Annotated in this window: 6 protein-coding genes and 1 pseudogene; 6 read left to right on the top strand and 1 reads right to left on the bottom strand. The window is 34.8% G+C overall.

The annotated features are described in order from the left end of the window. Positions 1-27: 27 nt before the first annotated feature. Positions 28-2,442, top strand: coding sequence for a GAF domain-containing protein (locus tag EZ449_RS12730; protein ID WP_131559329.1), 2,415 nt, complete (start codon positions 28-30; stop codon positions 2,440-2,442). Positions 2,443-2,764: 322 nt separating this feature from the next. Here the strand turns inward: EZ449_RS12730 and EZ449_RS12725 are convergent, their stop codons facing one another. Continuing rightward, a complete protein-coding gene (locus EZ449_RS12725) occupies positions 2,765-4,711 on the bottom strand; it encodes an LTA synthase family protein (RefSeq protein WP_131559326.1) in 1,947 nt (648 codons plus the stop codon). A gap of 234 nt (positions 4,712-4,945) precedes the next feature. Here EZ449_RS12725 and EZ449_RS12720 point away from each other — a divergent pair, with 234 nt between their 5' ends. From EZ449_RS12720 to EZ449_RS12700, 5 genes and pseudogenes are all read left to right on the top strand, one after another. After that, a complete protein-coding gene (locus EZ449_RS12720) occupies positions 4,946-5,506 on the top strand; it encodes an RNA polymerase sigma factor (RefSeq protein ID WP_131559324.1) in 561 nt (186 codons plus the stop codon). Positions 5,507-5,625: 119 nt separating this feature from the next. Further along, positions 5,626-6,783, top strand: a complete 1,158-nt coding sequence (locus EZ449_RS12715) for a FecR family protein (protein ID WP_131559322.1) — start codon at positions 5,626-5,628, stop codon at positions 6,781-6,783. Positions 6,784-6,836: 53 nt separating this feature from the next. Then, the gene (locus EZ449_RS12710) at positions 6,837-7,289 is read left to right on the top strand and encodes an STN domain-containing protein (protein ID WP_131559319.1); all 453 of its coding nucleotides are present in this window, start codon (positions 6,837-6,839) and stop codon (positions 7,287-7,289) included. A gap of 15 nt (positions 7,290-7,304) precedes the next feature. Continuing rightward, positions 7,305-10,454: pseudogene (locus tag EZ449_RS12705) on the top strand (SusC/RagA family TonB-linked outer membrane protein); the annotation flags it as partial. 10 nt (positions 10,455-10,464) lie between these two features. Next, positions 10,465-11,925, top strand: a complete 1,461-nt coding sequence (locus EZ449_RS12700) for a RagB/SusD family nutrient uptake outer membrane protein (protein ID WP_131559315.1) — start codon at positions 10,465-10,467, stop codon at positions 11,923-11,925. The last annotated feature ends 4 nt before the right edge of the window (positions 11,926-11,929 follow it).

Raw genomic sequence — 11,929 nt, 5'->3', positions numbered from 1 at the left:
ATTTACACTTATAGCAAAACTTATACAATGAATACCGACGTAATCCAAATACATAAAAACGAGTGTATAAATTGCCAGGTAGGATCATCGCTATCTTTTCGCCCACTTGTGGAATATTTAAAAGATAGATTAAAGACAGAAAAATCGGTAAAATCTGAGTTTTACAGGTTTTTACTTCAAAAAATCGAAAAAGATGATGTGCTTTTAGGCACTATCAGCGCAGAAGAACTATCAAAATATAAAGATACTTTAGAATTAATTTTTACCATTCTCACCCCTTTAATGGATGATGAGGATGATTTATTTTGGGCATTGAGTACACCAATTCCCGATCAAATTTTCTTTAGTACAAATGCCTTTTACAAATTTTTTAAAGATCACGATCCTAAAAATAAAGTCGGACAAGATAGCGAGCCTGTTGAAAAAAAACAGCTTAAGTTTATCTACAATATTATCCTAGGCCGTTTTTACAATTTTACTTCCGTACTTAAAAATGAAATTATTTACGGGCATATAAATCAAGAAACAAAGCTTACTCAATATTATAATATCCAAACCGACACCAAGTTTGTTGATATTATTCATAAAGGTGATTTGCCAGAAATCAATTTTGAAGAATTAGGAAGACATTTTCAAGAGGATACCGAATTAGAGTATTTGGTTAAAAACCTTCCGCTTGGTGAATTTCATTTTGAGGGTTTCAGCATTATTTCGATAACCGATGTTACGTTACAACACGCCATTGACGGGATTAGAAATGCATTGGTTAATCACAATTATCAAACAGAGGCTTACACCCACGTTATTCAGGCCTTAAAAAGTTTAAGTGGCGATGGTAGATTGGAATTTGGTTTGATGCCATTTTTAACGGTAAACAAAAAATTAGTCTTCGATAATAAGGAATTTTCTCAAAGCATGTTGATAAATTCGGCAAAGGCTTCTAATTTAGAGGAAGAAGTTTTTTATTCTTTAGTTGATAAGTATAAGGAGAATCCAAGAGCCATTTTTGTTAGTGCTATTAATGATGATCAAATTACGAAAGATCCGTTTCTAAAGGTTTTAAAAGCCGCTGGTGTTTGTTCTTATTCGGTTCTTCCGATTTATTATAACACACAATTGGCAGGTGTTTTAGAGGTTTACTCTAATCAAGAGGTTTTGGTTGATGATAAATTGTTATCAAGATTACGTTCGGCCCTACCATTAATTGGTCAACTTTTTCAATACAGTATCGAAGAGTTTGATTCGAAAATGGACGAGGTATTGATGGATAAATTTACAGCTTTGCAACCATCTGTACAGTGGAAATTTAATGAAGCAGTTTGGCATTTTCTTCAAGGTAAAAACAGCAATAGAAAATTAAAGGAAATAGAAACGGTTACTTTTAAAAACATGTATCCGCTCTTTGGTGCTATTGATATTCGTAATTCTACAACCGAGCGTAATAAAGCCCTAAAAGATGATTTAAATGTTTTGCTAAACAGCCTAATCGATACCTTGAAAGCCATCCGCAAAATGATCACTTTGGATCTTACTGATAAACTTTTGTTTAACTGTAAGGATTGGATTAAACGCATCGGTAGTTTTGCCTCATCAAATGAGGAAAATCAATTAAATGAATTCTTAGAGAACGAGGTTTATCCATTCTTATCCATTATAAAAGGCAATTATCCTGAAACTGCGGAAACGATTAATAATTATTTTCAGGTAATTGTTCCAGCAACAGGCGATGCTTATGCTAATCGCAGGCAATTGGAAGTTTCTATGCAGTTGATTAACACTGAGGTTAGTCAGTATTTAGAAAAATCGCAGGCGAAGTTACAGGCATCATATCCTTGCTATTTTGCGAAATTTAGAACAGATGGTGTTGAATATGATATTTACATCGGACAAGAAATTGCACCCGAAAAACCATTCGATCTGTTATATCTAAAAAATATTCGCTTATGGCAATTAACCTCAATGGTTGAGATTGCTCGTTTATCAAAAGGATTAATTGGTGAAATGCCTCGTCCGTTGGAGACTACGCAAATGATTTTTATTCATTCTAATGCGATTGATATTAGCTTTAGAAATGATGAACGTCGTTTCGATGTAGAGGGTGCGTACAATATTCGTTATGAAGTGGTTAAGAAACGTATTGATAAGGTTTTAATTAAGGGAACAACGGAGCGATTGACACAGCCGCACAAAATAGCCTTGGTTTACTTCAATCAAGACGAAGCTAAAGAGTACATGGAGTATATCAAGTATATGCAGGTTCAGGGCTTCTTAAATGATGATTTAGAAGGGTTAGAACTAGATGAATTACAAGGTGTATCTGGCTTAAAGGCTTTGAGAGTTGGTGTTAAATATTTAGATAATAAAAAAGAATCGCCAAAAAAACTTAAAGCTAGCGAGTTAAAATCTATTGAAAAAGAGATTGCTAAAATGCTTCAGAATTAGTAGATATTAATTTAATTTATAAGCCTGTTGAATGTTATTCAACAGGCTTTTTTGTTTCATAATTCTATCACTTTGAAAGATATTATTATAAATGATCTAGTTTTCTTATTTAACTGAACTATACAAATATGGTAATTTAATTATTTTAAAGTTTGCTAGCTTTAACGATGGAAGCGGCATCTCCCGATTTTTCATCGGGAATATAGCAAACAGCGTGTTAAACCGAGGCTTTGCTGAGCTCATTGATGCCAAAAAATAGAAACTTATCAATAAACGCCCAAATTATTATTTTTATATACATTTATTAATCGAATTCAGATCATTACTTCAACCTCAATTTACCATCGGTGAATAAATCAAAAGCTGTCTGGTAATTAGCAATGCCCTCATTAACAGTTCTTAGCGGCAGCTTAAAGGGCTTTTGCTCGTTTTTCGCTTTGTTATACAAATAAGTATCAACTTTGCGCTGTGGACTTAAAAGCACTAAACTATCGCCTTTTAAATAAACCAATTTTTGATAGGTACCAAGAAAGACCCTAGGCTCATAAGTATCTGCTAAAACATCCTTTCCATAGAATTCACTGGTGTAATTCCAGCCCAGCAAACTCCAAAGTGTGGGAAATAAATCAATCTGTGAAGTCATTTTTGAAATATTCATTTTGGGCTGATTCTTAAGGTTTAAAATCATGCATGGGATTTGATATTTAGAAATGTCGATTTCATTTTTTCCCGCACTACTAGCACAGTGGTCAGCAACAATAATCACTACTGTATTATCAAACCAAGGTTTGGTTTTAATTTGATTTAGGAAATTCCCAATGGCATAATCTGTATAGCGAACGGCAGCTTCTCTAGATCCGACTGGCATATTAATTTTATGATCGGGAAAGGTATATGGCCTATGATTAGAAGTAGTCATAATGAAGTTATTGAACAGCCGATGCTGTTTATATTTTGTATCTGCATCTTTAATAACTACATTAAAAATATCGCCATCACAAATTCCCCAAGCATTTTCGAAAGTAACGTCCTTATCTTGAATAAGGGTTCTTGTTCCTGCATAGGTTTCGTTCAGCAGTTTTCTACCTCGATCTACAATATTGTAACCATTGCTTCCAAAAAAGTGGTTCATGTTATCGAAGTAACCATCTCCACCATAAAAAAATGTATTTACATAACCTTTATCCTTAAAAACATGGCCAACAGTAAAAAGATTTTCGTTATCCATTCTTCTAACGATACTACTGCCTGGCGTTGGGGGAATGGCCAAAGTTAAGGCTTCCATGCCGCGTACCGTTCTCGTACCGGTTGCATACATATCGCTAAAAAAAATACTGTTATCGGCAATAGAATCAAGTGTTGGCGTTAGGCGTTCGGTATTGCCATAATGCGCTAAAAAATCAGCACTTAAACTTTCTACAGTAATGAGAATTACATTTGGTTTATAAGGAGCCGCTGTTCCTTTTATTTCTCGGTAGATGGAATTAATACCTTTAAAAGTAGTTCCTTTTTCGTTGAGCTGATTTCTAACAATTTTAAAGGCGCTATCATTTCCAATTAAGCTGTAAAAATCGTGATAATTTAATTCATTGTTTTTAAAGGCAGCAAAAAAAGAATAAATGCCAGCTTTGCTTAACTCATTTACATAGCGGTTATTTCCGTGTTCAGCAGCACTATTTTTTATAAAAGTCGCAAAAAGTATCGCTAGAATAATTAAGGATGATGAAATAACTATTCTTGGTTTTCGAGGAGTCCGGCTATCAAAACTATTCTCAAAAAGTTTTAGCCTATAAAAGATATAGGTAATTACACTAGCAATAATCAACATTCCAGCGATTAAAAGTGGTAGCGGATAAGATTCGTTAATGTTATGAATCACTTCGTACGTGTAAATCAGGTAATCTACTGCAATGAAATTAAAGCGACTTTCAAATTCTTGCCAAAAAGTTAATTCGGCAAAAAAGGAAAAAAGCGTAATCACCAAGAAAAATAAGAAGATTAAAAAAGTAAATATCCTATTCCATTTTTGATGGTAAAACCGCTCAGGAATTATTAAAAGATAAGCAGAATAAAGTGCAGTTAAAACCAATGCTGTACCTAGATCGAAAAACAAACCAACTGTGTAAAATCTTAGCACTTCGAAAAAGGTAAACTCACTGTGTTGTGATGAAGAAATAAATAGGATGCTTCTAATTAGGAGTGAAAAAAGCAGGAAATAAATAATAAAACCTAAAAGGATTGCATATCTGCTTTTAAAAAGATTAGTCATTATTGATGAGGATTTTGCCTGCAAAGTACCAACGGATTCTGAAGAAATGCTGAACTTATGTTTATCGCGTAAAAACACTTAAAATATAGGTGTAGCCTTGAATGGCTCTACTTTTATTTCTTACGCATGAAAATCGATTTTCTTATTAAATGTTTCTACTTATTTCAGTTTTGCGCAGTTTTAAATTATTTTTACCTATAATATTCCTTATAATCTTACACATCAGCATATAACTTGGCAGAATATTTTGATATAGCCTCATTCGAAAACTTGTTTAAGAAACATTACAAGTTTTTGGTTCTTGTTGCGTACCAAATTTCTAAAGATGAAGCTGCCGCAGAAGATATTGTTCAAGATTTCTTTATTAATTTTTGGAATAGGAGGAATGAAGTGCAAATAGAGACTTCTTTCCAATCCTATGCTACTCGAGCGGTAAAAAATCTTTCCTTATCGCACATCAAAAAGCAACCCAATGCAGTTGAATTAACAGATCAAATCTCTATGGAACTTCAAAGCGATTATTTGGAAGAGGAAGAATCTTTGCAGTTTAAGGAAATCGCCGATGAAAAAGTTTTGGGTTTAGTTAATCTGTTACCAAGCGATCGTAAAAGAGTGTTCCTGCAATATGTGGTTGATGGATTAAGTTATGCTGACATTGCAAAGGCAAATAACATCTCCATCAATACTGTAAAAACCCAAATGAAAAGGGCCTATGCTTTTCTAAAAGCTAAAGCTGCTGAAGATCCGCTCGCTATAATTTTCATTGCAATCCTTTTAGGTAAAGGAAAATTCTAATCAAATAATAAATTTATTTTATTGTTAGTCAGTTAGTTATGAATTATTTAATAATTTTTTAATATTACTGTCACCCTAAATTAACCTAAATCATACTATTTATTAATCCGTCATAAGAAATGAACGCAAAAGAAAATATCTGGGTTGAAGTTATCCAACAATTAAACAATAATGAATTGCCTAATCAGCAATTGTTGGAACAATTGAGTCTTGAAGAAAGAGAATTGATTGATGCCTTACAGGCAGATAAAATGATTGCAGGTGCAAATCATTTAATAAATGCAATTAACGAAGATTCGGCATGGAACAAAGTTCGTTCTAATTTCCCAGCCAAAACCGTAAAGTTAATGCCAAGGTTATTGCGCTATGCAGCTATTTTCTTATTGCCAGTATTGATATTGGCAGGTGGGGTTCTCTATTATACTAAAAACAATCAGCCTGTAGAATTAAGCTTGGCAAAACTTCAAGCAACTGATCATCATAAAGCGACCTTAATTTTAGCTGATGGAAGTAAGGTTGAACTTTCTGAAAATCCAAATAAACAATTAGGTGATGTTGCCGGAACAAGCATCACTAATAAGAACAAGGAACTGCTCAGCTACAAGACTGATGGATCGGCATCCACTGAACAGATTTTTAATAAATTAATCATCCCGCGTGGGGCGGAATATAAACTTGCCTTGGCAGACGGGACTACAGTAATAATTAACTCGGCTTCGGTGCTTCGCTTTCCGGTGAATATTAATGCAGCAAGTTCTCGCGATGTTTATTTAGAGAAAGGAGAGGCTTATTTTCAAGTGGCCAAAAATCCGAATAAACCTTTTATTGTTCACGCAAACGGTATGGATGTTAAAGTATTGGGAACCACATTCAATGTAAATACCTACACCAAAACAACACGTACCACTTTGGTTGAGGGTAAGGTTGAGGCCAAATCTGCCAATAACCAAATTACAGTTTTATCGCCAAACCAACAGGCGATATTCAATCAACAAACAAATGCCTTAATCAAAGCAGATGTTGATGTGATGCCTTATGTGGCCTGGGCAAATGGAAAAATTGTTTTCGAAGAAGCCACACTTGATGAAGTAATGGATCAGCTGAGCTTATGGTATGATTACGATGTAGAATTCCAATCGGATAAAATTAAGCAAATTCATTTCTCGGGAGAGATTGAAAGATATAGTGATATAAAAGTGATACTCAATATCATTGAGCAAACAGGAGGAGTAAAATTCAGTATTAAAAACAGGAGGATATATGTAGATCAACGTTAACACGACATCTAACCAAACCAAAATCAAAAATCAACCAAACTATTCAAAACTAAATGAAAAAATATTTACAAAATTATTTTTCGCCTAGATTAAGCTTTTTAGCAAAAACGATAACTGCCACATTCTGTGCGATTATAATTTTTAGCTCTTCTACCAAAGCTCAAGTGCCGGCAAACATTTCTATCAATGTTAAAAATGCCAAACTATCTGATGCTGTAAAAACAGTAAGCAGACAGGCGAAAATGCAATTCTTTTACAACGCCGATCAGTTGGATAAAAATCCAAGGATAACAGTTTCTCTTAGAAATAAAAGTTTAAATGTTGTTCTAAGTGCGCTTTTAAACGGAACGGATATCACTTTCGTAATTGATAAAGAAGTGGTAATCTTCAAAACAAAAGCAGTTTCATCTTCAGGCAGTCCATCCCTTTCGCAAAAGAAAATAAGATTAACTGGAAAAATTACGGACAATAAAAACAACGCCATGCCTGGAGTTTCTATTCAGTAAGTTGGGCAGCAAAATACCACTTCAACCGATGGCAATGGAAATTACGTGCTTTTGGTCAATGAAAATAGTTCCATCCGTTATCAATACATTGGTTTTTTGCCTACTGTTAGAGCTGTAAATACAAACAACGAAGTTTTGGTAATGAATATCCAGCTGGAAGAATCAACACAAGGGCTTGAAGATGTAGTGGTTACAGGATACCAAAATATTGCCAAACGCGATTTCGTTGGTTCTATTTCTTCTGTAAAAATGGAAGACATAAAAGTGGCTGGTGTTAATCAGATCGATAAATTACTACAAGGACAATTGCCGGGTGTTGCGGTAAGCAATTCATCAGGTTTGGTAGGTTCTAAACCAAGGGTTAGGGTTCGTGGTACATCAACTTTGTTGGGTAATCAAGAACCAGTTTGGGTGGTTGATGGAATTATTCAGGAGGATCCAATTCCTTTTGATTATCAGCAGCTAAATTCTTTAACACCAGGCACTTCTGACGATGCCATTAAAAATTTGGTTGGAAGTACAGTAGCTTTTTTAAATGTTGATGACATTCAGGATATTACGGTTTTGAAAGATGCAACCTCCACTGCGATATATGGCGTAAAAGCTGCAAATGGCGTGATCGTAATTACTACTAAGAAAGGAAGAGTTGGTAAAACAACAGTAAATTATAGTACAAATTTTACAACTTCTCAAAGACCGAATTATGGTCAGTTCAATTTAATGAACTCAAAAGAACGTATTGATGTTTCGAGAGAGATTTATGCAAGAGGGTTACAGTTTGAAGTTACTCCAGATCCCGTTTCTTACGAAGGTTTATCAGCAGATTTATTCGACAAAAAAATAACACAAGAACAATTTGTTGCAGGTGTAAATAAACTGGAAACCAATAATACAGATTGGTTTGACTTATTATTTCAGGCACCAGTTAGCCAAACACATAGTTTAAGTTTGGCTGGCGGCTCTGATAGAACTACTTATTACAGTTCGATAGGTGTTATGAATGATAAAGGAAACACTAAAGGAAATGAGCAGAACAGATATACAGCTTCAATTAATATTAATAGTACACTTACCGATAATTTAAAAGTTGGCTTTAAATTAAATGGTGCAAAAAGTACAACTGAAGGTTTTTATGGTGTAGATCCTTTTAATTACGCATTTAACACCAGTAGAACTATTCCTGCTTATGGAGATGATGGTCTTCCTTATTTCTATACTAGTCCTAACACAGGTGCTGGAGCTTTTAAATATAGTATTTTAAATGAACTGGCAGAAAGTGGTAATGAAAATAAACTAACTACCATTAATGCGTCTGCAAACCTCGAATATAAATTTCTAAAATTATTTACATTTCAATCATTACTTGGTTATGGCTATAATCAAACCAATCGTGCAACATACTTAACAGAACGTTCGAATTCTATCACGCAAACTCGTGGCTTTGAATACGGTACAGCTGTACCAAGTTCTATAGATTATTTGGCTTCGAGATTGCCTGTTGGGGGCGTGTACAATTCCTTTTCGGTAAATAATCAAACCACAACCTTTAGAAACACCTTAGCATTTAACAAAAGCTTAAGGGGTAATAAAGACGGCTTAAACGTAATGGTTGGCCAAGAAATAAGAAGCTCTAAGTATGATGGTTTAAAGCAAATGAATTATGGCTACATGCCAGATCGAGGTCAATCTTTCGCCCAGGTGCCTGCAACAGTAGTAAACACTGGTGTTACTTTTGTGAATGGCTTATTGCAGAACACAATTCCAACTATTACCGACAGGATTTCTAATTATGTTTCTTATTTTGGAACAGCAACCTATAACTTTAACCAGAAATACGTATTTAATGCAAACATCCGTACAGATGCATCGAATCGCTTTGGTCAGTATGCTAACCACAGGTTTTTGCCAACTTGGTCCATTGGTGGTAAATGGAATATTGCAGAAGAGGGCTTCTTTGATAGCATTACTTGGTTAAATCAACTTTCTGCTCGCGTGAGCTTTGGTTTTCAAGGTAACGTTGCCGAAAATTTTAGCCCAGATTTAGTTGCTCAAATTCCAACAGGCGCATCAGCTGTGAATTCAATTTCCGGTGATCCTATATTATTAATTAAAAGTTTAGCATATAGAGATTTACGTTGGGAAAGGAACAAGACGCTAAACTTAGGTTTGGATTTTGCATTTCTGAAAAATCGCATCTCTGGAAGCTTTGAATATTATAAAAAAGCGGGTTTTGATGTTATTGTACAAAAGACGATTCCGTTAGAGTATGGTTTGTTATCAATGCCTGTTAATGCTGGTAATATTACTAACAAAGGATTTGAATTTACTGTAAACTTATTTCCAGTAAAAACCAGAAATTTTGAATGGGGAATTAATTTTAATACAGCAAAAGTTGCGAATAATGTTCAAGAGTCAGGCGTTATTTCTTTAACCAATTGGCAAGCAGCAGTATCAGGCGGCTTATATAAAAAGGATTTTCCTGCAACTGGAATTTGGTCATTTGATTTTGCTGGCCTGGATAGCCAAAACGGACGACCTTTATTCAATGGTTTAAATGTAGCTACCAATCCAGGTGCGGCAACTGATGTAACCAAAGCATTAGTATATTCTGGGCAGTTGGACCCAAAGTTTACAGGCGGTTTAGGTAACAACTTCCGCTACAAATCATTTACATTAAACACATTTTTTTATATTAGTACAGGTAATGTTAAACGATTAGCACCTCTTTATACCTCTGTTCGTGCCACCACATCAGCACCTTATCCTTTCCAAAATCTCTCAGCAGAATTGAACAATCGCTGGCGTCAAAATGGTGATGAGGCTTTTACAATAATTCCATCCCTTCCAACTGCTAATTCAGTTGCTTTAAATCAAATTCCTGTGCCAGGCTCAACAGGGACATTTTCTCCATATCAGCTGTATGATTATTCAAATACAAGAATTGTTGATGCAAGTTTTATCCGACTTAGAAATCTTGCATTGGGCTATATCGTTCCAAGTGAAAAAATCAAAAGAATCGGTTTAAAATCTTGCCAGTTGCAAGCATCGGTTTCTAACTTATTTTATATCGCAGATAAAAGATTGAATGGACAAGATCCAGAAGTAAATGGGAATAATTTACCTATTCCAAGAACTTACTCTTTATCACTAAACATTGGTATATAACAAGCAAATTATGAAAAGATATTTAAAATACACTGCCCTTATTTGCTTATCAATAAGTGCACTATCATGCAAGAAAGGCTTTTTGGAAGAAAGTAGCCAAGATCTTGTACGCCCAACAACCACAGCAGCATTAAACCAGTTAATGACTGGTGAAGCTTACCCCTTAAATTCTGTGATTACTGAGTTCTCAGATTTATTAACAGATGATATTCAATCTGAATATAATGCAAACGCAACTGTTGTAACTGCGCTAAATAAGTATGCACCTGCTTTTACCTGGCAAAAAAATATGATTGATCGGTTATTGGAAAATTCAGCAACCAGTTCAAATATTTGGTACAACTATTACGCTCGAATTAAGGGCTGTAACGTAGTTCTTGATTATATCGATCAAGTTGATGGAACAGAATCTGAAAAGCAAAACCTTCGCGGCCAAGCTTCATCATTAAGATCATTCTATTACCTTATGTTGGTAAATTATTTTGGAAAGCCATATTATGGGGCGAGCGTAAACCCAAAAACTGATTTAGGTGTTCCATTGATTTTAACTGCAGATGTAACAGACAATCCAGTTGGTAGATCGACAGTTCAAGAAGTGTACTCACAAATAGAAAATGATTTGTTAACAGCAATTCCCCTTCTTGACGCAACTGGTGCTGGAAATCATGTTTATAAATTCAATGGAACATCTGCAAGATTTCTTTTGTCCCGTGTTTACTTGTACATGGGTAACTGGGATGCGTGTATCCGTTATGCTGATGCAACATTACAGAAGAAATCCACATTAAAACTAATGAATGAAATTACTACAGTTACATATGGAATTTCATCTGCAGTTTCCTCTCCTGAAGTAATTTGGGGTTATGGCTTCAATGCTGAGCTTTCAGTTATGCCTTTTGGTGGCGGACAATCTGTTGCGAAAGCTGCTTATTTTATATCTGATGATTTAGGAAATACTTATCCAAGTACAGATTTAAGATTGAAATATAGTTTTACCAGTAATATTTATCTTACTACAACCATTAATTCGTATAAAGGAAGATCGGCAAAGTATGTTGCGGGAAATACGAATGGCAAAGCTTTTAGAACGGCAGAGGTTTATTTGAATAGGGCAGAAGCATATATTCAAAGAGCGATTGCTGGTGATGCTTTGGCGTTAGGTAAAGCATTGGCCGATATTAATTTACTTAGGTTGAACAGGATCACTACAGCCGCCTACATACCAATTGCGATCAATAACCCTCAGGATTTATATGCTTTTTGTAAGGCAGAACGTAGAAGAGAATTGTGTTTGGAAGATAGTCGTTGGTTTGATTTACGCCGTTGGGGAATGCCAGAGTTAAAGCATAACATTCAATTAAGTGCCGGTACACCTCAAATTGAAACCCTACAGCAAAATGACAACCGATACACTTTATCCATCCCAACAGAAGCATTGAGCAGAAACCCAAACCTTATTCAAAATCCATAATCTT

Source organism: Pedobacter frigidisoli, assembly GCF_004331675.1.
Lineage (GTDB): Bacteria > Bacteroidota > Bacteroidia > Sphingobacteriales > Sphingobacteriaceae > Pedobacter > Pedobacter frigidisoli.
This window is presented reverse-complemented; position numbering and strand designations above follow the sequence as displayed.